The organism is Mesorhizobium sp. Mes31 (assembly GCF_024519675.1).
Classification (GTDB): domain Bacteria; phylum Pseudomonadota; class Alphaproteobacteria; order Rhizobiales; family Rhizobiaceae; genus Mesorhizobium.
The window spans coordinates 70,335-93,661 of the sequence record NZ_JALJRL010000022.1; the positions used below are offsets into that span (position 1 = coordinate 70,335).

17 protein-coding genes and 1 tRNA gene are annotated in these 23,327 nt (G+C 62.5%); 8 read left to right on the top strand and 10 right to left on the bottom strand.

Annotation, left to right across the window (positions count from 1 at the left end):
- Positions 1-101: 101 nt before the first annotated feature.
- Positions 102-2,186, bottom strand: coding sequence for an ABC transporter substrate-binding protein (locus tag NR193_RS27995; RefSeq protein WP_256753942.1), 2,085 nt, complete (start codon positions 2,184-2,186; stop codon positions 102-104).
- Positions 2,187-2,305: 119 nt separating this feature from the next.
- Complete coding sequence (locus NR193_RS28000) at positions 2,306-3,772, bottom strand: alpha-glucosidase/alpha-galactosidase (RefSeq protein ID WP_256753943.1); 1,467 nt, start codon at positions 3,770-3,772, stop codon at positions 2,306-2,308.
- 246 nt (positions 3,773-4,018) lie between these two features.
- On the opposite strand from NR193_RS28000, the gene NR193_RS28005 reads away from it, so the two are divergent.
- Positions 4,019-4,894, top strand: a complete 876-nt coding sequence (locus NR193_RS28005; protein ID WP_256753944.1) for an AraC family transcriptional regulator — start codon at positions 4,019-4,021, stop codon at positions 4,892-4,894.
- A gap of 72 nt (positions 4,895-4,966) precedes the next feature.
- Here NR193_RS28005 and NR193_RS28010 read toward each other — a convergent pair whose 3' ends face one another.
- The 5 genes from NR193_RS28010 to NR193_RS28030 all read right to left on the bottom strand — a co-directional run bounded on the left by NR193_RS28010 (position 4,967) and on the right by NR193_RS28030 (position 11,493).
- A complete protein-coding gene (locus NR193_RS28010; protein WP_256753945.1) occupies positions 4,967-6,997 on the bottom strand; it encodes an aldo/keto reductase in 2,031 nt (676 codons plus the stop codon).
- A 164-nt stretch (positions 6,998-7,161) separates the two neighbouring features.
- The gene (locus NR193_RS28015) at positions 7,162-8,247 is read right to left on the bottom strand and encodes an ABC transporter ATP-binding protein (RefSeq protein WP_256753946.1); all 1,086 of its coding nucleotides are present in this window, start codon (positions 8,245-8,247) and stop codon (positions 7,162-7,164) included.
- A gap of 11 nt (positions 8,248-8,258) precedes the next feature.
- The gene (locus NR193_RS28020; RefSeq protein WP_091579876.1) at positions 8,259-9,095 is read right to left on the bottom strand and encodes a carbohydrate ABC transporter permease; all 837 of its coding nucleotides are present in this window, start codon (positions 9,093-9,095) and stop codon (positions 8,259-8,261) included.
- A complete protein-coding gene (locus NR193_RS28025) occupies positions 9,092-9,952 on the bottom strand; it encodes a carbohydrate ABC transporter permease (protein WP_256753947.1) in 861 nt (286 codons plus the stop codon). The genes NR193_RS28020 and NR193_RS28025 overlap by 4 nt, the downstream gene beginning before the upstream one ends.
- A 269-nt stretch (positions 9,953-10,221) precedes the next feature.
- On the bottom strand, positions 10,222-11,493 hold the full coding sequence (locus NR193_RS28030; protein ID WP_091579871.1) for an extracellular solute-binding protein: 1,272 nt from the start codon (positions 11,491-11,493) through the stop codon (positions 10,222-10,224).
- An 85-nt stretch (positions 11,494-11,578) separates the two neighbouring features.
- Between NR193_RS28030 and NR193_RS28035 the strand changes: the two genes are divergently transcribed.
- The 5 genes from NR193_RS28035 to NR193_RS28055 all read left to right on the top strand — a co-directional run bounded on the left by NR193_RS28035 (position 11,579) and on the right by NR193_RS28055 (position 15,752).
- Positions 11,579-12,472 carry a helix-turn-helix domain-containing protein gene (locus tag NR193_RS28035; protein WP_256753948.1) on the top strand — a complete coding sequence of 298 codons (894 nt, stop codon included), beginning with the start codon at positions 11,579-11,581 and terminating at the stop codon, positions 12,470-12,472.
- A gap of 318 nt (positions 12,473-12,790) precedes the next feature.
- Positions 12,791-12,866 (top strand) — tRNA-Phe (locus tag NR193_RS28040).
- Between the two features lie 182 nt (positions 12,867-13,048).
- The gene (locus NR193_RS28045; RefSeq protein WP_256753949.1) at positions 13,049-13,489 is read left to right on the top strand and encodes a hypothetical protein; all 441 of its coding nucleotides are present in this window, start codon (positions 13,049-13,051) and stop codon (positions 13,487-13,489) included.
- A gap of 271 nt (positions 13,490-13,760) precedes the next feature.
- Positions 13,761-14,870, top strand: coding sequence for a DUF4432 family protein (locus NR193_RS28050; RefSeq protein ID WP_256753950.1), 1,110 nt, complete (start codon positions 13,761-13,763; stop codon positions 14,868-14,870).
- A 534-nt stretch (positions 14,871-15,404) separates the two neighbouring features.
- Complete coding sequence (locus NR193_RS28055; protein ID WP_256753951.1) at positions 15,405-15,752, top strand: hypothetical protein; 348 nt, start codon at positions 15,405-15,407, stop codon at positions 15,750-15,752.
- A gap of 58 nt (positions 15,753-15,810) precedes the next feature.
- Here the strand turns inward: NR193_RS28055 and ggt are convergent, their stop codons facing one another.
- The 3 genes from ggt to NR193_RS28070 all read right to left on the bottom strand — a co-directional run bounded on the left by ggt (position 15,811) and on the right by NR193_RS28070 (position 21,228).
- Complete coding sequence (ggt, locus tag NR193_RS28060) at positions 15,811-17,550, bottom strand: gamma-glutamyltransferase (protein WP_256753952.1); 1,740 nt, start codon at positions 17,548-17,550, stop codon at positions 15,811-15,813.
- A gap of 114 nt (positions 17,551-17,664) precedes the next feature.
- Positions 17,665-18,957, bottom strand: coding sequence for an L-rhamnose catabolism isomerase (gene rhaI, locus NR193_RS28065; RefSeq protein WP_256753953.1), 1,293 nt, complete (start codon positions 18,955-18,957; stop codon positions 17,665-17,667).
- A gap of 168 nt (positions 18,958-19,125) precedes the next feature.
- Positions 19,126-21,228 carry a bifunctional rhamnulose-1-phosphate aldolase/short-chain dehydrogenase gene (locus NR193_RS28070; protein WP_256753954.1) on the bottom strand — a complete coding sequence of 701 codons (2,103 nt, stop codon included), beginning with the start codon at positions 21,226-21,228 and terminating at the stop codon, positions 19,126-19,128.
- A gap of 184 nt (positions 21,229-21,412) precedes the next feature.
- Between NR193_RS28070 and NR193_RS28075 the strand changes: the two genes are divergently transcribed.
- Both NR193_RS28075 and rhaS read left to right on the top strand, forming a co-directional pair.
- Positions 21,413-22,222, top strand: a complete 810-nt coding sequence (locus NR193_RS28075; RefSeq protein ID WP_256753955.1) for a DeoR/GlpR family DNA-binding transcription regulator — start codon at positions 21,413-21,415, stop codon at positions 22,220-22,222.
- Between the two features lie 55 nt (positions 22,223-22,277).
- Positions 22,278-23,273: a rhamnose ABC transporter substrate-binding protein gene (gene rhaS / locus NR193_RS28080; RefSeq protein ID WP_065005696.1), complete on the top strand. Its 996-nt coding sequence runs from the start codon at positions 22,278-22,280 to the stop codon at positions 23,271-23,273.
- Positions 23,274-23,327 lie beyond the last annotated feature (54 nt).

The following is a 23,327-nucleotide window of genomic DNA, read 5'->3' on the forward strand; positions in this document are numbered from 1 at the left end:
CTCATCTCGCCGATCGCGCCCCTTTGGTGCGGCCGGAGGTTGACTTTGACCGGCCGCGCCAGCGGCGCGACCGGAATTGTCCTGGTCAGGGGAGGTAACCCTTAATCCATCGGGCCTTTGTCTCCGGGCTTGCCGGGAAGCTCTTGCGGGAACAGTTCGTACTTCGCCTGTTTGTCGGCCGCCACAAAGACCCGTTCGCGGATGATCGAATCCTCGGCCCAGTTGCACATGAAGATCGGCGTGCCCTGCGGAATGTTCGAGAAGCGCTTGTTGACGATCAGCGCGCCAGGATATTCCGTCAGGCCGACATTGTAGATGTGTTCCGTCGAGATCTTCTGGAACTGTTTCATCAGACTGGCGCGCTCGTCATTGTCTTCGGACGCGACAAACTTGTTGACGATGGCGACCAGATCTTTCTCGAAGGGCATCAGGTCGACCTCGCCGCTTTCCGGGGCGCGGTGGTTCCAGCTGGTCTTCGGGCCAACGGGAGCAAGCTGCTCGGTGTTCTGCACGACGGAGGTCAGTTCCTGGTCGTTGCGGCGGATCAGCCAGTCGAAGCGGCCCGAGTACTGGGAGGCATCGCGCTGGGTGCCGTTGAGGCCGTTGAGCACGACCCGAAGCCCGAGCTTTTCCATTTGGGCAACGACGCCTTCGGCGAGGCTCTTGTCCGTGCCGTAGTCGTTGTTGACCAGCATCACGATCTCGACGTTCTTGCCGCCGGCGGTGCCGGCCGGGAAGTTCACGAAGCCGTCGCCGTCCGTATCCTTGAGGTCGGCCTTGGCGAGTTCCGCCTTGGCGCCCGCGAGATCGAACGGATAATAGACGGTCGACTTGCGGTCATAGAAGCTGGTGCCCGACGAGAAGCCGCCGGGATAGATGGCGGTGAACGGCCCCTTGACCAGCGAGTCGCCCAGCGCCTTGCGGTCGAGCGCCATGGTGACGGCCTTGCGGAAATCCTCGTTGCGGTTGAGCTCACGGATCGCCTGGCCGCGCTCGTCCGGGTTGCCCCAGCCATTGGCGGAGAAATTCATGCGCAGATTGTAACCGATGAGCCGCGGGCCGAAGGCCAGGCGCGCGGGCGCATTCGCTTCCGCCGCACGCTTCAGCGAGGCGACGAAGTTTTCCGGCTGCTCGAGGTTCGAGAAATCGCCGGAGCCGGCGACCGCTTGGACGTCGCGGTCGGCCCAGGTCGACAGCTTGTACTGCAGTTCGTCGAGGTAAGGCAGCTGGTTGCCCTTCTCGTCGACCTTCCAGTAGTAGGGGTTGCGGCGCATGACGATGATGTCGTCAGGCCGGTATTCGACCGGCACCCAGGCGCCCATGACCGGCATGTTCATGTATTCCGGCGGGAAGGCGTTCTTGAACTGCTCGTAGGTGTTCTTCGAATATTTCGGGTGCTGCGGCTTCAGGATATGCGCGGGGCCGGGACAGAAGGTGCCGTAGGCCATCGCATAGAGATATTGTTTGGGAAACGCTTCCTTGAAGGTCCATTCGACGGTGTAGTCGTCGATCTTCTTCAGCGTCGTGCCGACGCCGAAGGTTTCCTGCGTCGCGCCGTTCAGCGGCGAGACATTCGGATCGACCACCTCGTCGTCCCAGTAGAACATGACATCGTCGGCGTTGAAGGGGACGCCGTCCGACCATTTCGCACCCTCGACCAGGTGCATCGTCAATGTGTGGCCGTCCTTCGACCAGTCCCAGCTTCTGGCCAGGTTCGGCAACGGCTCGGTGTCCTTGGCTTCGACCTGGAACAGCGGCGCCGTGCGTGTCAGGCATTCGGAAAGGCCGATATCGATGCCGCCCCATCCTTGCGTCTGGCCGGCGCCATAGTTCCAGCCTTCCGGCCGGCCGCCGATGACATGACGCATCGTATCGCCATAGACGCCGATGCCGTCAGGCATGTTGGCCGTCTTGAAGACCAGCGGCTCCTTCGGCAGCCTGTCTTTCACCGGCGGCAGCTTGCCGGTCTTGACGTATTTCTCGGTAACCCAGTCCGGCTCGTGATATTGCGGCAGCGCCTTGAACTCCAGGATGGAGTCGCGCGCCACATAGTGGATCTTGCCCTCGGCCGGAAAGGTTGCCGGCGCCGGCGGGACCGTGGGCTCGGAAGCGTATGCGTTCAGTGCCGCAGCCGAGACGCCCAGCGCCAGTCCGGCAGCAAGGCCGATGTTTCGTAAATTCCTCACTGTCTCTCTCCCTCTTGTTTGTTCCGGAGCGTTTGCACCTGCTCCGCTTCTCCTCGAATTCGAAACGGCTTCGTCGCGGCGAACCTGCCTCCCGCAGGTCAGTCGCCGCGCGTGAGGTTTCAGCTGGCCTGTTTCAGCGCGGCCTTTTCGGCGCGCAATTCCTCGATCGAACGGACACTGCGCCGCGCCGCACCCGCCCATTCGCGGGTCTTTACCCCCGATGTCGACAGCCGCTCCCTGGCGGCCGGAACCGCATGGGCGTATTGCGGCAGCCATGCCGCCTGGGCGACGACCATTTCGTCGACCATCTGCCAGACCTCCTCCGGGGTCGAAACCGCTCCCACCAGCGGGTCATGCAGCACGGCGAGCTTCAGGAGATCGATGTCGCCTGATATCGCGGCGTGCACCGACATGCGCTGTACATTGATCGATGCGATGCAGGTGGCGGCGCAGGCTTCCGGCAGCGTGATGCCGGCGGCCATGTTGATGCCGAAGCGATCGACGAAGCCGGGCGACTCGATGATGGCGTCCTGCGGCAGATTGGTGATCACTCCGTCGTTCCTGACGTTGAAGTGGCCGCGATACACGCGGTTGGTCTCCAGCGCCTCCAATATGTGGCTGGCATGCTCATTGGAGCGTTTGTCCGGATCGATCGGCTTTGACGCCGCTTCGAGGAACTGCGGATATTCCGTCTCGAACCAGTTGCGGGTTTCCGTGGAGTGGCGGAGATAGCCGCCGGTCTCGCCATGGATCCAGTCGGACATGTCGATCCAGCGCGTGATCTCGTCGGGGCGCTTGCGGTACCAGGGCAGATACTCGGACAGATGGCCGTTGCTTTCGGTCGAATAGACGCCGAAGCGCTTCAAGACGTCGATGCGCAGCTTTTCCTGCTGCGAATAGACCGGATGCGCCTCGAAGGCGGCAACCAATTCGTTCTTGCCGATTTTGCGGCCGTTGAGCCGCAGGTCGATGAACCAGGTCTGATGGTTGATGCCGGAACAGACATAGTCGAGCTCCTGCCTGGACTTCGCACCCAGCACCTCGGCGATCTGCTCGGCGCCGTGCTGGACGCCGTGGCAGAGGCCTACCGTGTCGACCTTGCCGTATTCGATCGCCGCCCAGGTGTTCATCGCCATCGGGTTGGCATAGTTCAGGAATTTGGCGTTCGTCTCGGCAACCTCGCGTATGTCCTTGCAGAAATCTAGGATCACCGGAATGTTGCGCTGGCCATAGAGAATGCCGCCGGCGCAGATCGTGTCGCCGACGCATTGGTCGATGCCGTACTTGAGGGGAATGCGGATGTCGTCCGCATAGGCTTCGAGGCCGCCGACCCGCACGCAGCTGATGACGTAGCGCGCGCCTTCGAGCGCCTTGCGGCGCTCGGTCGTCGCCGTCACCCTGGTCGGCAATCCGTTGGCCTCGACGATCCTGTCGAGGATCGCCTTGATCATCTGAAGATTGTGCTCGCTGACGTCGGTCAGCGCGAATTCGATATCCTTGAATTCAGGCACGCACAGAATGTCGGTGAACAGCTTCTTGGTGAAGCCGACGCTGCCGGCACCGATGATAGCGATTTTGAAACTCATCAGCCGCACCTCATTTTATTCGAATGACAGGCAGGAAATGACAGGAGTGGATTGCAGCCACATGTCATGACATGTGTGCAAGACAAGCCGGATTCCGGCCCGCCAACCTCCCTATCCGCTCCTCGCCTGCGGATCTCTCTGGCTTTTCGTGGGTGATTATGCGCTTATTCGTGAGCGCGACCAGAGAAGGATTATGCTTTCAAGGGTAATTTTGTGCTGCAGGATTTGATCGCCAACGGACAATCGATGCGAACGATCTCGCTGCCACGCGGCGGCCAGCGCCTGCACGCCATGCCGACAAGCACGGGCTATGAAGTGCGCGAGGACGAAACCTATGACTGGGACGGGCGCAGGCGCGGCCAGACACCGTTCACCGTGCTCCAGCACACGATCAGCGGAACCGGCCAGTTGCGCTACGAGAATCGCAACTACCGTCTGCAAAAGGGTGACACGTTGCTGGTGCTGGTGCCGCACAACCACCGCTACTGGCTGGCCAGGGACGAGCGCTGGGAATATTTCTGGATCTCGATGAACGGCGAGGAGGCGCTGCGAATCCACAAATCGATCCTCGGCACCTCGGGTCCTGTGTTTCGGCTGCAGCCGGCGACGATCGATCATCTTGCCAATTGCAGCCTGCGCCTCATCAAGGGGGCCGCTTCGCCCGGCGCTGCTTCCGCGGTCGCCTACGAGGCCGCGATGGCACTCTATGACGATGTGTTCGGCTCACATGCCTTTGCCGAGAAACAGAGCGCCATGCAGCCGGTCATCGATCACATCAATGCCAATCTCGATGGGCCGCTGCCGGTGGCGGACCTCGTCCAGATCAGTGGCCTGAGCCGAGCCCATTTTTCACGTTGTTTCGCCGAGAGCGAGGGCCTGCCGCCGGCTGAGTTCGTGCTGCAGCAGCGCCTGCAGCGCGCGGCGAAGCTGCTGACCAAGGCCGATTTCCTGCCGGTGAAGGAAGTCGCCATCCTGTGCGGCTTCGAGGATGCGAACTATTTTTCGAAGGTTTTCCGCCGCCTCTACGGCACGACGCCCAGCCAGTTCCGCACCACCGGCATGTACGCCAGCATGAGAAGCCCGGCTCGACGCGGCGCCAGGATGCCTGGCGAAGAAACCTGACGCCGCCGCCTCGGGTTCCTGTTCATGCATGTCGTTATCCCAAAACCGCTGCGCACTTTTGGGCGACATGGATTACGCCGCGTGCCGGCTGCCGCCGTCCAGCCACTCGAGATCGGCCGGCGAAAGCGAGATGTCGAGTGCGCGCAGGCTGTCGTCCAGTTCGCCCAGCGTACGGGGCCCGATCAATGGCACCGACGGGAAAGGCTGATTGAGCACATAGGCCAGCGCGATATGGATCGGGCTCTTGCCCAGTCGCGCGGCAAGCTCGATCGCCCTGTCGCGGCGGCCAAAATTCCGCTCCGAATACCAGACCCGCACCAGTTCCTCGCTGTCGCGCCTGTCGCGCCCGGCGCGATCAGTGAAGAAGCCACGGCCCTGGCTCGACCAGGCGAAATTCGGCATCTGCCTAGATGTCAGCCAGGCCTTCCATGCATCGGTGGAGGAGGTGACGCAGCCGGCCCAGATCGGCTCCAGCATTTCTGCCAGCGAGAAATTGTTGGAAAGCGCGCCGGGCTTCTGCTTGCCGGTGCGTTCGGCATAGGCAATAGCCTCGTCCATGCGTTCCATCGTCCAGTTCGAGCCGCCGAACGGACCACGGATGCGACCCGCCTTGACCTCGCGGTCCATCGCATCGACGAATTCACCGACCGGCACGTCCGGATTGTCGCGGTGCATGAAATAGATGTCGACATGGTCCGTCTGCAGGCGGTCGAGCGACTGGGCAAGCTGCTTGCCGATCACGTCGGGATAGCAGAGCGGCGAATGCGCGCCCTTGGCGATGATCGCGGATCGCTCGCGCACGCCACGGCTTTTCAACCACTGGCCAAGCAGCGTCTCGGTGTAGCCGGCACCATAGACATAGCCGGTGTCGAAAAGATTGCCGCCGGCTTCGAAAAAGGCATCGAGCAGGATCGACCCCGAGGAGAAGGTGCGGAAATCCTCGAAGCCGAGGGCGACGACCGACGCCGGCTTCGACAGGCCCGGGATCGTGCGCTTGCCGATCGCCGTTCCGCCGGACCGCAAAGGTCGGCCGGAGATGGTGTTGGTGCGCAGCGGGGCCTTCTCGATCTCATACTCCAGCCCCACCGCCGCGCGCCATCTGTCGAGGACACGCAAGGTGCCGAGACTGTCGGCCCACGCCATGCCCGGCCAGGCGAACTCCTGCCGCCCGGCGAGGATGGCGTCACCGGCGGCGTCGACCTCGAAAGAATAGACATGGCGCTTCTCGTTGACGCTGATGATCTCATGTGTCCCGTCGGAAGCGATCACATCGATCCGGCCGAGGCCGACATCGCGGTCGCCGCCGGCGAACCAGAAGTCCGGCACCTCGATACGGCCTTTGGTGCCGAGGATGCGCAACACATTGTCCTGGTTCAGCGAGATGCTGCAGGACACCTCGGCAATGATGCCGCCCGGAAAGTGCAGCAGCGCCGAGGCCCATTCGTCGACGCCGGACTGGCCGAGATGGGCGGCGCCAACCACCTTGTCCGGCTCGGCGAAGGGGAGGCCCGCCGCCGCCCCGGCAATCAGCCGCGCCATCGACACCGGATAGCCGCCAACGTCCAGAATGCCGCCGCCGGCGAGATCGTTGGCATAGAGCCGGTGCTCCGGCATGAAGCCCGGCATGGCAAAGCCGAAGCTCGACTTGATCATCCTGATGTCGCCGATGATCCCGGACCTGATCAATTCCACCAGCTTCAGCGTCTGCGGATGCAGCCGGTACATGAAGGCTTCGCCGAGAAAGGTGCCGGCCTTGCGCGCGGCATGGATCATGGCGTCGGCCTCGAAGGCGGTCAGCCCAAGCGGCTTTTCGCACAGCACATGCTTTCCCGCTTCCGCCGCCCTGATCGCCCATTGCGCATGACCGGGATGCGGTATCGAGATGTAAACGGCATCGATGTCGGGATCGGCGAGCAGCGCTTCATAACCGTCGAGAATGCGTGTACCCGGGAAGGCCTCGGCGAGGCCTGATTTACCGGGGTTGCGCGCGCCGATGGCGGTGAGCACGCCGTTGCGCGAGCCGGCGACGCCGCCAGCGAAGGCCTTGGCGATGCCGCCCGGTCCGAGGATGCCCCAGCGGATTTTTCCTGGTTCGGAATTCATTTGGATCTCCCTGAATCGCCACGACGCATTGCGACCGGGCAAAGAAAAGTTTGGGTTTCATGCATGTCGTTGCCCCAAAACCGCTGCGCACTTTTGGGCGACATGCATCCTGGTTCATGCATGTCGTTGCCCCAAAACCGCTGCGCACTTTTGGGCGACATGCATCAGCGTATCCGTGCGCCCGAGGTGTCGAAGAGAAGCGACCGGGCGGCCTTGATCGAGACCACCAGATGATCGCCGCTCGCCCGCTGCCGCGAGGCCTCGCGCTCGATGATCAGTTCCTCCGGCCCGGCATTGGCATAGACATAGCTCACCGAGCCGAGATGCTCGGCAACGTCGGCCCGGACCGGTATGTCGCAGTCGCCCTCGCCGGCCTCGCAGAAATGCTCCGGCCGCACGCCAAGAACGACATCCGCGCCGACAGCAGGCGGCGCGCTCGAAAGCGATTTGTGCAGCCGGGCTCCGCCATGGTTGAGAAGCTCGACCACCGCCGCGTCCTTCTCCGTTGCGACGACCTTGGCCGCCATGAAATTCATCTTCGGCGAGCCGACAAAGCCGGCGACGAAGCGGTTGGCCGGATCGTCGTAGAGGTCGAGCGGCGCGCCGATCTGCTCGATATTGCCGGCATTGAGCACGACGATCCTGTCGGCCAGCGTCATCGCCTCGGTCTGGTCGTGCGTGACATAGATCATCGTGACGCCGAGTTCCTTGTGCAGCCGCGCGATCTCGATCCGCATCTGCACCCTCAGCTCGGCGTCGAGATTGGAGAGCGGCTCATCGAAGAGGAACACCTGCGGTTCGCGCACGATGGCGCGGCCGATGGCGACACGCTGGCGCTGGCCGCCGGAGAGTTTTCGCGGACGCCGCTCCATCAGTTCGCTGATGCGCAGGATCCCGGCGGCCCGCTTCACCCGCCGTTCGGTGTCGGCCTTGGGATTGCCGGTCATGCGCAGCCCGAAAGAGAGGTTCTGCTCGACGGTCATGTGCGGATAGAGCGCGTAGGACTGGAAGACCATGGCGATGCCGCGGTCGGCCGGCTCGACATCGTTCACCACCTTGCCGCCGATGGCGATTTCGCCGCCGCTGATATCCTCGAGCCCGGCGATCATCCTGAGCAGCGTGGACTTGCCGCAACCGGAGGGGCCGACGAAGACGACGAATTCGCCGTCCTTGACGTCGATGTTGGCGCCATGGACGACCTCGAAGGCGCCGAAGCGCTTGACGACATTGTTGAGCGTGACGGTCGCCATGCTGGTCCTGTCTATTTGATGGCGCCGGCGGCGATGCCGGCGATGAAATGACGCTGCAAGAGCACGAAGACGATGAGCATCGGCACCGTCAGCATCACCGCACCCGCCATGATGCCGCCCCACGACACCTTGGTGAGGCCGATCAGGGTGCCGAGCGCCACCGGTGCCGTCATCGAACCGGGCTGGCTGTTGATCAGAAGCGGCCACAGGTAATTGTTCCAGGAGGCGAGGAACAGAATGATGGCAAGCGCCGCCAGCATCGGGCGCGCCAGCGGCAGCGCGACGAAGAGGAAGATGCGCCACTCTTTCACCCCCTCGACGCGCGCCGCGTCGAACAGATCGTCCGGCATCATCGAGAAGCTCTGCCGCATGAACAGCACGCCGAGCGAATTGAACAGCGGCGGCACGATCAGCGCCACCCAGGTGTTGGCAAGCTTGAAGTCGCGCGCCACCATGATGAATTGCGGGATCAGCACCACCGCATAGGGAAGCGTGATGGTGCCGAGGATGATGGCGACAACCACGCCCTTGCCGAAGAACTGGTAACGGGCCAGCGCCCAGCCGGCCATCGACGTGAGCAGCACCGACAGGAAGGTATAGGTCACCGCCACCGAGACCGAGATGCCGATGGCGCCGACGAAGTCGGTGTCACGCTGCAGATTGTTGAAATTGTCGATGAAATTGCCGTGCGGCAAAAGCTCGATGCCCGGGCTGAAGATGCCATTGTCCGGCATGGTGGAGAACACCACCATCATCCACAGCGGAAACAGCCAGATCAGGGCCAGCGGCGTGAGGAAGAGATGCAGCGCGATGCTGCGTCTTAGCCTGGCGGCGGACAGCGAACTCATTGCTTTTCCCTCGTCAGCCACAGTTGCACCAGCGTTATCGCGATCGCCAAGCCCGCCATGGTGTAGGCAACGGCCGAGGCGTAGCCGAAATTGAGCGAGCGAAAACCCTGGCGGTAGAGCAGCAGGCCGAGCGTTTCGGTGCCGCCACCCGGTCCGCCGCGCTCGGTGATCAGGAACGGCTCGGTGAACAGCTGCATGGTGCCGATGATCGACAGCACGAGGCAGAAGACGATGACCGGCTTCAAGAGCGGCAGAGTGATGAAGAAGAATTGTTTGAGCTTGCTGACGCGGTCGAGTGTTGCCGCCTCGTAGACATCCTCGGGGATGGATTGCATGCCGGCGAGCAGGATGATGGCGTTGTAGCCGGCCCAGCGCCAGGTCACCGCGATCATGATCAGTGCCATCGCCGGCGTGACGTTGGAAAACCAGTCGACGCTGGGCAGGCCGACACTGTTCAGCAATTTGTTGATGATGCCGAAATTGAGGTTGAACATCAGCCGGAACACCGCCGAATAGGCGACCTCGCCGACCACGACCGGGGCGAAAAAGGCGAAGCGGAACAGGCCCCTCGCCTTCAGCAGCGGCGAGTTCAGAAGCACTGCCATTATCATGGCCAGGGCGATCATCACCGGAACCTGGATGACGAGGATGAGCAGCGTGTTTTTCAGCGCGTTGAAAAAGGCCGGATCGCCGATCAGCCGGCCCCAGTTGAAGGCGGGCGCGAACCGCCATGGCACCGTGCGCGTCGCCTGGAAGGAGATCAGGAACGAGCTGATGATCGGCCATACCCAGAAAACGGCAAAGATCATGAGATAGGGCGTGAGGAAGCGATAGGCCGTGGCATTGCGGTTGCGCATCTTCCTCCTCCTCCTTCGCTGCTTCTCGTGCTTTTTAGATTTGTGTCAGTTGAGGGTGCCGTGTCGAGCCACAGCCAATACGGCGCTGCGGATTCTGTTGATCTCGGCGCTGCCCCTCATCCGCCTGCCGGCACCTTCTCCCCGTATAGTGACGGGGAGAAGGGAGATGGCCGCAACGCCTGCGCCTTTCCTGCAACGCTTGCGATTGGCGAGACCATTGATGAAAGCATCCCTCCCGCCGTCCCTGTACGGGGAGAGGAATCTTCAGCTCACGACTTGACCGGCAGCCCGGTCGCCGCGGCGATCTGGTTCGCGGCATCGTCGAGCGCGGCCTTGGCGTCGGCATAGCCACCGGCAAGATATTTGGTCTGCACCGCGCGAACGATGATTTCGGCATCGCTCTGGAACTGGGTGCCGCGGCTGGGAACGACCTTGGGCAAGGTGCCGAGAATGTCCTTCCACACCGCCTGGCCACCCCAGTAGGGCAAGCCCTGCGAGACGTAGGGGTCATTGAGCGCTGACACCAGCGAGGGCACCAAGCCGAATTCCTTCAGCATGGTGATCTGGCCTTCATTGGTTCCGAGCGTGTATTTCAAATAGGCGTAGGCGGCTTCCTTGTTCTTCGACGCCGACGTGATGGCCAGCGAGGACCCGCCGAGATTGGCGGCGCGCGGCCCGTCGGCGGTGAGGCTCGGCATCAGATAGACGCCCCATTTGCCGTTCTCTCCGGCCGATTCGGTGCGAATGGTGCCTTCGTACCAGCCGCCATAGATCTGGGTGGCGACGGTGCCGGCGGTGTTGTTGGTGATCTTTGTGCCCCAGTCGGCGGAGGAAACGATGCCCGCATCCTTCATCTCCTTGACCTTGGTCATGGCATCGACGCATTTGGGCTGGTTGACCGTGATCGTTTGTCCATCGGCGGCGAAATAGGCGCAGCCCTGTTCGTTGGAAATCATGCGGAAGAATTCCGAGTCGCCATTGAAATCGGCGTTGGTCATCGAGACACCCGGATTGGCGGCCTGGATCTTCTTGCCGGCGGCGATGAAATCGTCCCATGTCTTGATCGAGGCCGGGTCGACGCCGGCCTTTTCGTAGAAGTCGCGGCGATAGAACGCGGCAACCGGCCCCGAATCCCACGGCATCGCATAGGCCTTGTCGCCGACTTCGAGCTCGGTGCGCTTGAAATCCGGGAATTTCGCCTGATCCTCAGCGCTATAGCCCAGCGTGTGCAGGTCGACGAAGCAGTCCGGGAACTGGCTCCAGTAGTTCTCGGCCTCGCCATTTTCGATGGTGACGATGTCAGGCAGGCCGACGCCGCCGGCCGCGCAGCCGGCGATCGACTTGTCGTAGGTCGGCTGGTTGCCGAGGTCCTGGACCGTCACCTTGATGTCGGGGAATTGCTTGTTGAAGCCGGCAACGGTCGCCTTCAACGATGACGCGGCGATGTTCCAGCTCCAGATGGTGATTTCGCCGGATTGCGCAAAGGCCGGGGCTGAGCCCAGGGCAAGCGCGAGCGCGGCGCAGGTCATTGTGATGCGCATTGAAATCCTCCCATTTCATTTGCTCTCTCACTGTGAGCGTGGCTAGACTATGCAGTGGGCAGGGCCTGTCGCCGTCAAAGGGAATATGAAATTGGCGGAAAGTAAGATGCCGGAACGGCCGTTTTACCAGCCAGGCGCCAGCAGCGTGGAAGGCCTGCCGCTGCTGCTGCAGATGTTTCACACCGCTCCTCTGGTGATGCTCAAGCCGCACTGGCACGCCCAGGTCGAGGTGAACTTCATTGTGCGCGGCAGCGTGCATTACCGCATGAATGACCACGAGATTTCGCTTTCGGCCGGCGAGATGTGCCTGTTCTGGGGTGGTCTGCCGCACCAGATGGACGATCTCAGCGACGACGCCATCTACGCCGGAGCGCATCTGCCGCTGGTGCATTTCTTCCGGCTGCATCTGCCCACGGATATAAGGCATCGGTTGATGACGGGCGCAACGCTGGTGAGCGGCGCCACCGACCAATCCGACCACCATAATTTCGAGCGCTGGAACCGCTACGCCCGGTCTGGCGACCAGGCCAAGGCAGAACACGCCGTCAACGAATTGCTGCTGCGGCTGGAGCGGGTGCGGTTCGAGCCTTATCGGCTGGTGCCGGAAACCGCGGCAGGGCAGGAAACAGGCAGTGCCTTCGACCAGCAGTCGTCGCGCAATGTCGGGCGCATGTGCGATTTCATCGCAGAGAACTTCCTCTACGACATCGATTGCGTGAACATAGCGGCAGCCGCCGACATCCATCCCAAATACGCCATGAGCCTGTTCAAGAAATCGACCGGCATGACGCTGAACGAATATGTCAACCTGTTGCGGCTGAGCTACGCGCAGGCGCTGCTGATGCATCAGGACGCCAATGTGCTGCGCGTGGCCATGGACTCTGGCTTCGGCTCGCTCAGCGCCTTCAACAAATCGTTCCGCAAGCTGGCCGGCATGTCGCCCTCCGATTTTCGCAGAGGCGTGTCCGGCCCCAGATAGGCTCGACGACCAGGCGCTTGTCCGGCACCGCGAACGGGGCGCCTCAATGGTCGGCCAAGAGGCCGGCCACATCGTTGCGGGCCGCGATGGCGACACGGAAAAGGACGCCGATGGCCGAAATACTCCCATGCCGCGCGCCATTCCGGCTGGAGAAGCAGCATGGGAACCGGCCCCCTGCACCGCACCTCTTTTCCCGTCTGAAATCGCCACCTAAGCGCTGGACAGGCCGAATTCCCGTGCTATAACCCACGCGCTTTCAAGGGGCGCCGTCGGCGCTTCCGTGAAATCCGGTGCACGAGATTTCGTTTGCCGGAACAGGCCCAGATAGCTCAGTTGGTAGAGCAGCGGATTGAAAATCCGCGTGTCGGTGGTTCGAATCCGCCTCTGGGCACCATCTTCTGATTAAATCCATCGCCTTGGGCCCTCGCCACCGGTTTGACGGAGGCCAGCGCCGTCGCATCACTGCACACCTTGCCCGACGAACGGCTTTGCTCCCATCGGCTGCATCCGGATCTGATTTGCTTGGTGATCCCCCAACCTTAGGGCAAACTGCCTGTCGGGGCTGCAGGAGGAGAAATGAGAGCACGCGCAGCAACGCTCGGGGATCTGGAGGATGTGTTTCGTGATTTGTCCAAGCGGATGTCGGACGAGTACGCGGCGGCCGGCAAGGACAGCAAGATCGCCTACGACAATCTGATGATGAACTTGAAGGAAGGGCGTGCTCACGCGCTTGTCGAGGGCGAGAAGGCCGTGGCGATCATCGCCTGGCATGAGAACGGCGACGCCGCCGATACGCTGTTCGCCGCGCAGGAGGATTTCTTCCGGGCCTCCACCGTCCGTTTCTGCAAGCAGCACATCCGCCACATTCAGGCGCTCGCCGGCAACCTTCCGATCCATTCGCGCAGCTGGCTCCCGGGGCCGGACGTCGCCAGATGGTTCAACATCATCGGCTATGTCGAGCGCGGCCAGGAGAACGGCGCCAATCTGTTCGAACTGCCACCAGCCCGCGCCGGATAGCAATCGCGATACGCGACAAACCTTGACGAACCTGGACTGTCGGGAGCCTCGCTGACGCCTGCCTGCCCCACCGGGAACGCCGTCTGCACCGCACGATTGGCCATCACCCTCGGCAGCGACATTTGGTTTCGCCGGCGTGCAGTTTTTGGCTCTCTTCCGCCTGGGAAGGACGCGGAGGCGCACCCGCACCCGTGAGACGCGCTGCCGTTGATTTCCCGAGGTTTCCTGCGACTATCGGCATGCGCGCTTGCGGCAGGTAGAGGTCGAAACAATGTCCCCCGAGCATTCAGATCACGTACTCATCGCCCTCGTGCCGGAGCAGTTTGGCCCGTCGGAAACGGTCGTCGCGCGATATGCCGGACTTGTCGCCAAGGCCTTTCGCTTCCGGTCTGGCGTCGCCGGCCTTCGGATCGGCAACGAAAAGGGCGAAATCGTCATGCTGCCGTTCCAGGGGCAGCAGATCTGGGACGCGACGTTCCTCGACCGCTCCCTGACCATGCGCTCGATGTTCGAGGAGCCGGTAGCGACCCGCGACTATCTCTCCAACTACGGCGCGTTCTTCCTTCACTGCGGTGCGACCGCGATGGGAAACCCGGGGCCGAACGACAGCCACCCGCTTCACGGCGACCTGCCCAATGCGCCCTACGGAGATGTGCAGCTCATGGTCGGGGATAATTCCGAAGGGCCTTTCATGGCCGTGACCGGGCGCTGCCGCCAGACTGTCGCCTTCAGCCACGACTATGTGATGAAGCCGACCGTGCTGCTGCAGCGAGATGCCACCAGCGTGGCCGTCGACATCGTCATCGAGAACCGGAAACACTCGCCCATGGAGCTGATGTATCTGGCGCACATCAATTTCAGGCCGGCGGATGACGGGCGTCTGGTCGACAGCGTGGCCAACGATCGCGCCGACATCGTCGTGCGTCAGGTGCTTCCGCCTTTTTTCACGCCGAGCAAAAGCTACCTTGCCTATCGCGACGCGATTGTCGCCGATCCCTCGCGGCATCGTATGCTGACCAAGGGCGAGCCGATCGACCCCGAACTCGTGCTGACGATGAAGGCGCAGGCGGATGCCGAGGGCTGGGCGCACGCCTTGCAGGTCCATCCGGACCAGACCGCGGATTTCGTCAGCTTTCGTCCATCCGAGCTCAACTATGCCGTTCGCTGGATCACGCGCGGCGCCGACCAGGATGCGCTCGGCCTCGTGCTGCCGGCGACCGCCGAACCCGACGGCTATCTCGCGGCGAAGGAAAGAGGCCGCCTGGTTCACGTCGCGCCGGGGGGAATATTTCGCTGCGCCCTGCGCTTTGGCGCAATGACCGCGGATAGGGCCGCGAGGCAGGAACGGATGATTTCAGAGCTTCGGGCCGGAGGCGCCTAGCCCGAGCCACGCAAACGCAGACGCTGCCTGGACCACGCGGTTGTCACCGGCAGGATCGACATGTGGGTTTTGCCGGCATTCAGGTCGAAGCTGGCGCGGACGCCCAGGAGGCGCTCCGCCCTCCCCGTTCGAGTTCCAGGCCGACAATGTACGCAAGAGCAACGCAGCTTGAAGCGCATTGCAGGAACCCATGACGAAGCGACGCGTACCTATCGACACTTGTCTCAAGGCGATTCGGCCCCTCACGGCCCCTGTGCGACGTCTCGCCCTACTGAAAATCTCCATCGGTGCGGCCGAACCCACCCGGCATCATCTTTCTTCCACGAATAGGCGCCATGATAATGGTCCACGGTCGCCTTCAGGCAGGCGCTCCCTGGGTTGTCTGAGGCAAAAAGACGATAGGGCATGAACCAAAAAGCAGGCTGCAGGCTTCCGTCGGAAGATGTTGAAGACCGTGTCTAACGCATCGCGGGCAGTGCGATCGGGTTGCGCTCGGCAAGGCTTGATGATTTGTTGCCGCTATACGGAGAACGAATGATGCGAGAGCCTGTCGGTCAAGACGAATATGGGTCGACCAGCCCCTTCGACCCGGACGACCTGTCGACGTTGAACGCGATTGGTCCAAGCATGGGAAGCGGCAACGATTTCGAGAAGTACGCCGTCGCGGTGATCATCGTGTTCGGCGCGCTGATCATTGGCGGGCTGATGGCGGCATCGATGACCTTCGGCCACCGTAACGGCTTCCTCTACGCGCTTGGCGGCGCCACATCAGCCTGGATATCCGGAAACGCGCTGCTGCTCGACCGGCCGCGCATTTATGCGCTGTTCGTCGGCATCGCGGCCCTGATGCTGGTTGCGTCGACCATCACACTGGTCTTGTGACGATCCACTGGAGCAGCGGGCGATCGGCCCGAATCGCCGCGCTCCAGCTTTTCCGATCCTAATATCCCAGCGCCTCGCCTGACGCGGCGCGGCTGTCGATGGCGCCGTTGTAGCGGGCGCCGCCACCCTTCTCGATTTCCGCCAGGCTCTTGCCGCCGACCAGTATGCCGGCCGCCTGGCCCCAGGTCGCGTCGCTTGGATCGAGGTGGTAGCCCATGCCGGCGAGCAGCTTTTCGGTGTCCGGCGAGAGTCCAAACGGCTCGATGTAAACCGTGTCGGGCAACCACTGGTGGTGGATGCGCGGCGCGTCGATCGCCTCCTGGATGTTCATGCCGTGGTCGATGACGTTGACGATGGCTTCCAACGTGATGGTGATGATGCGCGAGCCACCCGGGCTGCCGATGACCATGAACGGCTTGCCGTCCTTGGCCACCACGGTCGGGCTCATCGAGGACAGGGGCGTCTTTTTCGGCTGGATGGCGTTGGCCTCGCCCTGGACCAGACCATAGAGGTTGGGCACGCCGGGCTTCTGGGTGAAATCGTCCATCTCGTTGTTGAGCAGGATACCGGTGCCATCGGCGACGACGCCGGCGCCGAACGAGCCGTTCAACGTATAGGTGACCGCGACCGCATTGCCGCCATTGTCGATGATCGAATAATGCGTCGTCTCCTTGCTCTCGCCAAAACCCTTCGGCATCAGGTCCTGCGACACGCCGGCCCGGAACGGGTCGATCTTTTCGCGGATGTCCTTGGCATAGGCCTTGTCCAGCAGTTTCGAGACCGGATTGTCGACGAAGTCGGGATCGCCGAGTGCCGAATTGCGGTCGACATAGGCATGCCGCATCGCCTCGACCATGACGTGCACGGTCTCGGCTGAGCCGGCGCCGAGATAGGACAGCGGATAGCCTTCCAGCACGTTGAGGATTTCGCAGATGATGACGCCGCCGGAGCTCGGCGGCGGCGAGGATGTGATCTCGTAGCCGCGGTAGCTGCATGTCACCGGCTTGAGTTCACGGACCCCATATTGCTCGAAATCCTGCCTGGCCAGGATGCCGCCCTTGGCACCGCTCGCCTTGACGATAGCGTCCGCGATGGCACCTTTGTAGAACGCATCAGGGCCTTTTTCGGAAATGGCGGCGAGCGAGGCGGCAAGATCGGGTTGAACGAGGCGCTCGCCAATCGCGTAAGTCTTGCCGTCCGGCTTCAGGAAGATAGCGGCAGCGGCGGGATCCTTCGCCAGCCGAGCGGCGCTGCTGGAAAAGGAGGCTGCGTCACCCTGATTGAGGATGAACCCGTCCTTGGCATAGCCGATCGCCGGCGCCATCAGGTCTTGTCTGGACAAGGTGCCATATTTTTCGCGCGCCATCTCGAAACCAGCCACCGAGCCAGGCACGCCGACGGCGAGATAGCCATCCAGGCTGGCGCCCTTCACCGGGTTGCCGTCCTTGTCGAGATACATGGTTTTGGTCGCCGCCAGCGGCGCGCGCTCGCGGAAGTCGAGGAAGGTCGATTTGCCATCCTTGAAACGGATGGTCATGAAGCCGCCGCCGCCGATATTGCCCGCGGTCGGGTAGACGACGGCGAGCGCATAGCCGACGGCCACCGCCGCATCGACGGCATTGCCGCCCTTCTTCAGGACTTCGACGCCGACTTCCGACGCCAGATGCTGGGCCGTCACCACCATGCCGTGCTCGCCCTTGGCCGGCGCCGGAGAAGCCGCAAAGACACTCGTCAATGGCGCGAAGGCAATGGTGATGGAAAGACTGGCGGCGATCAATGTTCGACGGGTGAGAGGCATGGCGGGTTCTCCGGGCGGGGACGCCTAGAAGACCATCTCGGACCAATCGAGTCCATTCACAAAATGGCCACCTCAAGAAGCAAACCGGTGAGGCAACATCGGCTCAGAGTTCGCCTACACAATGCCGCCTGAGCCACCGGCGACCGCCGGGCGTTCCGCCGCGACCTTGGCGCGGTAGCCCGCCGCGCGGTAAGCGGCGACCGGGTCGATGGCGGCACCACGCTTCAGCCGCGCCATGGCAAGGATCGGCTCGACATCGGTGCGGTAGGCAACCTTCAGCGTCTGCGTCGCCATCAGCGCGTCATTGCCGTCCTGGAAGCCTTCCAGCGCCTTGCGGTCGACCAGCTGCGCCTGCGCATAGGCGCGCTGCACCTCGACCGCCGACAGCATCAGGCTTTCGATCGGATCGGTGACGTTGTGGCTCTGGTCGAGCATGTGGGCCGGATCAAAACCCTCGGCGCCTGACAGTTCGGCATCGACCAGTTCGTTGAAGACGAGGAACAGCCGGTAGGGATCGATCGAACCGGCATCGAGATCGTCGTCGCCATATTTCGAATCGTTGAAATGGAAGCCGCCGAGTTTCCTGAACTGGATCAGCCGCGACACGATCATCTCGATGTTGACGTTGGGCGCATGGTGGCCAAGGTCGACCAGGCAGAACGCCTTGTCGCCCAGCTCCTTCGCAATCAGGTAGTTGGTGCCCCAGTCCTGCACGACGGTGGAATAGAAGGCCGGCTCGTACATCTTGTGCTCGGTGAACAGCTTCCAGTCGGCGGGCAGCCCGGCATAGATCTCCTTCATGGCGTCGAGATAGCGCTCGAAGGCCTTGGCGAAATTGACCTGGCCGGGGAAGTTCGAGCCGTCGCCGATCCACACCGTCAGCGCCTTGGAGCCGAGCGTCCTGCCGATCTCGATGCATTCGAGATTGTGCTCGACCGCTTGCCGGCGCGTGCCGGCATCGGCATGCGACAGCGAGCCGAACTTGTAGGAGAGCTTCTGGTCCTTCGCGTCCGAGAAGGTGTTGGAGTTCATGGCGTCGAAGCCGAGGCCGAAGCGCGAAGCCGCCTGCTTCAGCCGGTTCGGATCGGCCTTGTCCCACGGAATGTGCAGCGAGACGGTCGGCGTCGCCTGCGTCAGTTGCTGGATGACGGCGCAGTCCTCGATCTTGTCGAAGATGTCGCGCGGTTCGCCGGCGCCGGGAAAGCGGGCAAAGCGGGTGCCACCGGTGCCGACGCCCCAGGAGGGAATAGCCACGGCGAATTTCTCGACCTTGTCGCGGATGGCATCGATGGCGATGCCGCGACGGTCGAGGCGTTCGCCAAGCGAGGCGTAGTCGCGCTCGAGGTTGGCCTTGCGCGCTTCATTGTCCTTGTCGACGAGATCGGCGGAGATGATGGATTCGGACACTAAGGTTTCCTCCCAAAATACGTCTGTCGGCGCAGCCCTCATCCGCCTGCCGGCACCTTTTCCCCGTATGGTGACGGGGAGAAGGGAAACGCTCCAGCGCTGGCGTCCCCCTCTCCCCGTTCTTCACGGGGAGAGGGTAAGGGTGAGGGGCGGCACCGCCTTCAGCGATTACCGCGTAAAGCTCTGCGCGTTGCCCGCGTCGACATTGATGATGTTGCCGGTCGACTTGGCCGACATGTCGGAGGCGAAGAAATAGATCGCCTCCGCGATGTCTTCCGGGAAGACCGAACGCTTCAGCATCGAGCGCGAGCGGTAGTGCTCCTCCAAATCGTCGGTCGACATCTTGTAGGCGGCGGCGCGCTGTTCCTTCCACTCGCCGGTCCAGATCTTCGAGCCGCGCAGGACGGCGTCCGGATTGACGACATTGACCCTGATCTGCGCTTCCGCGCCTTCCAGCGCCAGGCAGCGCGCCAGATGGATCTCGGCGGCCTTGGCGGTGCAATAGGCGGCGGCGTTGGGCGAGGCGGCGAGGCCGTTCTTGGAGGCGACGAAGACGACGTTGCCGCCGATCTTCTGCACCCGGAACAGCCTGAACGCTTCCCTGGAGACCAGGAAATAGCCGGTCGACAAGATGTCCATGTTCTTGTTCCAAAGCGCCAGCGTCGTCTCCTCGATCGGCGCCGAGGAGGCGAGACCGGCATTCGACACCAGAATGTCGATGCCGCCGAACTCGACCGCCGTCTCGGCAAAGCCGGAGACGACCTGGTCCTCCGAGGTGACGTTGATGACCACCGGCCGGATGAAATCCTTGCCGTAGGCCTTGGCCAGTTCTTCATTGGCGCTGGCGAGCGCTGCCTCGTCGATATCGGCCAGCACGACGCAGGCGCCCTCGCGCAGCAGGCGGTTGGCGGTCGCGCGGCCGATGCCGCCGGCGCCACCGGTGACCAGCGCGATCTGGCCGGCGAGCGCCTTCGGCTTCGGCATGCGCTGCAGCTTCAGATCCTCGAGCAGCCAGTATTCGATGTCGAAAGCTTCCTGCGCGGGCAGGCCGACATAGGACGAGACGGTGGAGGCGCCGCGCATGACATTGATGGCGTTGACGTAGAATTCGCCCGAGATGCGGGCCGTCGCCTTGTCGCCGGCGAAGGTGAACATGCCGACGCCGGGCATCAGATAGACCACGGCGTTGGGATCACGGATGGCGGGCGAGTCCGCATGCTTGCAGCTGTCGTAATAGGCCTGGTAGCCGACACGATAAGCGGCAATGTCGTCGGCGAGGCGGGCAATGACCGCATCGACGTCGGGCTTTGCCGGATCGAACTCGATGACCAGCGGCCGGATCTTGGTGCGCAGGAAATGGTCCGGGCATGAGGTGCCCAGTGCCGCCAGCGGGCGCAAATCCCTGGAGTTGACGAATTCGAGCACGGCAGCGGAATCGTCGAAATGACCGAGCTTGTGACTCTTTTCCGAGATCAGGCCGCGAATCCTGGGCATCAGCTTGGCAGCGATGGCCCGGCGTGCCGCGGCATCGAGCGACTTGACCGCCTCGCCACCAAAAATGGTGAGGCCCTCCGACCGGCGCTCGAACCATTCGATCGCCTGATTGATCACCGAGATCGTCGTCTCGTAGCATTCCCCAGGGGTGTCGCCCCAGGTGAACAGGCCGTGGCTTTCGAGAATGACACCCTTGGCGGTGGGATGTTCGAGACAGAATTTCTCCAGCCACAGGCCGAGTTCGAAGCCCGGACGCTTCCAGGGCAGCCAGCCGATGGCGTCGCCGAAGATCTCCCTGGTCAGCGCCTTCGAATCCTTGGCGGCGGCGATGGCGATGATGGCGTCGGGATGCATGTGATCGACAAAAGGCTTCGGCACGAAGGCATGCAGTGGCGTATCGATCGAGGCCGCGCGCGGATTGAGGTTGAAGGTGCAGTGCGGCAGGAAGCCGACCATCTCGTCTTCATGCGCGAGGCCGCGATAGAGGCCCTTCAGTGCGCGCAACTTGTCCATGTAGAGCGTGGCAAAGCCGTCGAGCTTGATCGAGGCGCTGTCGCCGCCCGAGCCCTTGACCCAAAGCACTTCGACGTTCTCGCCGGTGAGCGGGTCTTTCTGCCAGATCTTCGAGGACGTGTTGCCGCCGCCATAGTTGGTGACGCGCTTGTCGGAGCCAAGCACATTCGAGCGGTAGACGAGCCGTTCCGGCTCACTCATCGCCTGAGCCTTGGCCTCGTCCCACAGATTGGCGAGGCGCGCGCCGGTGCGCTTGTCGAGCATAGATATCCTCCCTGGGACGCAAAAAACCGCAGTCCATTTTGCCGGGAATGTCTACGCAAGCTGGCCGCTTGTCAATCACAAACGATCAAGATCAATCATATTGCACTGCACAATGAAATTATATGATCGGAAATGATTGACACTGCGCGTTTTGGGTGCCTAGATGCTCGGGCAGGGAGGAACCATGCACGAAAAAGAGCGCCACAGGATCATTCTGTCCGCCGTCCAGGAAAAGCCTGTGGTGACGGTGCAGGAGATGGTCGACCTGACGGAGTCCTCCGAGGCGACGATCCGGCGCGACATCGCGGCACTGCATGTCCAGAAGCGCCTGCGCCGGGTGCGCGGCGGCGCCGAAGCAATTTCGCCGCCGCAGTTCATCGGCCTCGCAGGCCGGCCCTTTTCCGTCAACGAGACAATCAATGCCTCGCAGAAGCGGGCAATCGCACGCGAAGCGGTGGAGCTTTGCAAGGACGGCGAGCCGATCATCATCAATGGCGGCACCACCACGTTCCAGATGGTGCATTTCCTGACCGGCCGCCGCATGCCGATCTTCACCAATTCCTTCCCGATCGCCGAGCACCTGCTCAAGCACTCCAAGAACACGGTGATGCTGTCGGGCGGCACGATCTACCGTGAGCAGAACATCATCTTGTCGCCCTTCGACAATGACGTGACGCGCAATTTCTACGCACGCCGCATGTTCATGGGTGCGCAGGGGCTGGGGCCGCTCGGCCTGATGGAAGGCGATCCGCTCTTGATCCAGGCCGAGCAGAAACTGATCGACCAGGCAGACGAACTGGTGGTGCTGGTCGATTCCTCGAAATTCCGCAAACGCTCCAGCCTGATCCTGTGCGGCCTGTCGCGCATCGCCACCGTCATCACCGATGACGGCATCGAGGATCGCGAAGCCAAGATGTTAGAGACCGCGGGCGTGACGCTGATCGTCGCCCGCAAGTCGGCAACCAACAAGGAAGAATCTTCACTGCAGGCCTGAGGCCAACTCGCGCCCGCAGCGGCGATGGAATGCAACGCTCAAGGGAGGATATTCGATGAGCTTCTTGAAGAAATTGATGGTTACGGCGGCCTTTTCAGCCGCCATGTTCGTGAATGCCGCCTATGCCGAGAACGTCAAGATCGCGCTGGTGGTGAAGTCGCTCGGCAACGGCTTCTTCGACGCCGCCAACAAGGGCGCCGAAGAGGCGGCCAAGGAACTCGGCGATGTCGACATCATCTACACCGGCCCGACCAAGGCGACCGCCGAAGCGCAGATCGAAGTGGTCAACTCGCTGATCGCCCAGAAGGTCAACGCCATCGCCATTTCGGCCAATGACGCCGACGCGCTGGTGCCTGTACTGAAGAAGGCCATGGAGCGCGGCATCACCGTCATCTCCTGGGATTCGGGTGTCGCCAAGGAAGGCCGGCAGCTGCATCTCAACCCGTCCGACACCGGCCTGATCGGCGAGACCATCATCAAGCTCGCCGCCGACTACCTGCCGGAAGGCGGCGACGTCGCCATCCTGTCGGCCTCCTCGACCGCAACCAACCAGAACGCCTGGATCGACGCGGCCAAGAAAATCCTGCCGGAGAAGTTCCCCAAGATCAAACTGGTCGCCACCGTGTATGGCGATGACGATTCGGCCAAGAGCACGGACGAAGCCAAAGGCCTGTTGAAGTCCTATCCGAATCTCAAGGCGATCATCGCGCCGACCACCGTCGGCGTCGTTGCCGCGGCCCAGGTCGTCACCGACGAGAACCTGATCGGCAAGGTCAATGTCACCGGCCTGGCACTGCCGTCCGAGTTCAAGAAGTTCATCGACAACGGCGCCAGCCAGGCCGTGGCCCTGTGGAACCCGATCGACCTCGGTTACTCCGCCGTCTATCTCGCCCATGATCTGGCGGTGAAGAAGGAAGAGGCCAAGCCCGGTGCGACGCTGTCGATCGGCCGCGTCGGCAAGGTCACGCTCGACGACACCAATTCGGCTGCGATGGCTCCGCCCTTCCAGTTCGACAAGACCAACATCGAGAAGTTCTCCAAGATCTATTGATCTAGGGCGCTTGCACCCTCCCCCTTGTGGGGAGGGTCGGCGAGGCGGTCTTGC

Coding starts and splice junctions, on each gene's coding strand:
- NR193_RS28000 (WP_256753943.1), bottom strand. CDS start 3,772: ATGAGTTTCAAAATCGCTATCATCGGTGCCGGCAGCGTCGGCTTCACC.
- NR193_RS28005 (WP_256753944.1), top strand. CDS start 4,019: ATGCGAACGATCTCGCTGCCACGCGGCGGCCAGCGCCTGCACGCCATG.
- NR193_RS28010 (WP_256753945.1), bottom strand. CDS start 6,997: ATGAATTCCGAACCAGGAAAAATCCGCTGGGGCATCCTCGGACCGGGC.
- NR193_RS28015 (WP_256753946.1), bottom strand. CDS start 8,247: ATGGCGACCGTCACGCTCAACAATGTCGTCAAGCGCTTCGGCGCCTTC.
- NR193_RS28020 (WP_091579876.1), bottom strand. CDS start 9,095: ATGAGTTCGCTGTCCGCCGCCAGGCTAAGACGCAGCATCGCGCTGCAT.
- NR193_RS28025 (WP_256753947.1), bottom strand. CDS start 9,952: ATGCGCAACCGCAATGCCACGGCCTATCGCTTCCTCACGCCCTATCTC.
- NR193_RS28030 (WP_091579871.1), bottom strand. CDS start 11,493: ATGCGCATCACAATGACCTGCGCCGCGCTCGCGCTTGCCCTGGGCTCA.
- NR193_RS28035 (WP_256753948.1), top strand. CDS start 11,579: ATGAAATTGGCGGAAAGTAAGATGCCGGAACGGCCGTTTTACCAGCCA.
- NR193_RS28045 (WP_256753949.1), top strand. CDS start 13,049: ATGAGAGCACGCGCAGCAACGCTCGGGGATCTGGAGGATGTGTTTCGT.
- NR193_RS28050 (WP_256753950.1), top strand. CDS start 13,761: ATGTCCCCCGAGCATTCAGATCACGTACTCATCGCCCTCGTGCCGGAG.
- NR193_RS28055 (WP_256753951.1), top strand. CDS start 15,405: ATGATGCGAGAGCCTGTCGGTCAAGACGAATATGGGTCGACCAGCCCC.
- ggt (WP_256753952.1), bottom strand. CDS start 17,550: ATGCCTCTCACCCGTCGAACATTGATCGCCGCCAGTCTTTCCATCACC.
- NR193_RS28070 (WP_256753954.1), bottom strand. CDS start 21,228: ATGCTCGACAAGCGCACCGGCGCGCGCCTCGCCAATCTGTGGGACGAG.
- NR193_RS28075 (WP_256753955.1), top strand. CDS start 21,413: ATGCACGAAAAAGAGCGCCACAGGATCATTCTGTCCGCCGTCCAGGAA.
- rhaS (WP_065005696.1), top strand. CDS start 22,278: ATGAGCTTCTTGAAGAAATTGATGGTTACGGCGGCCTTTTCAGCCGCC.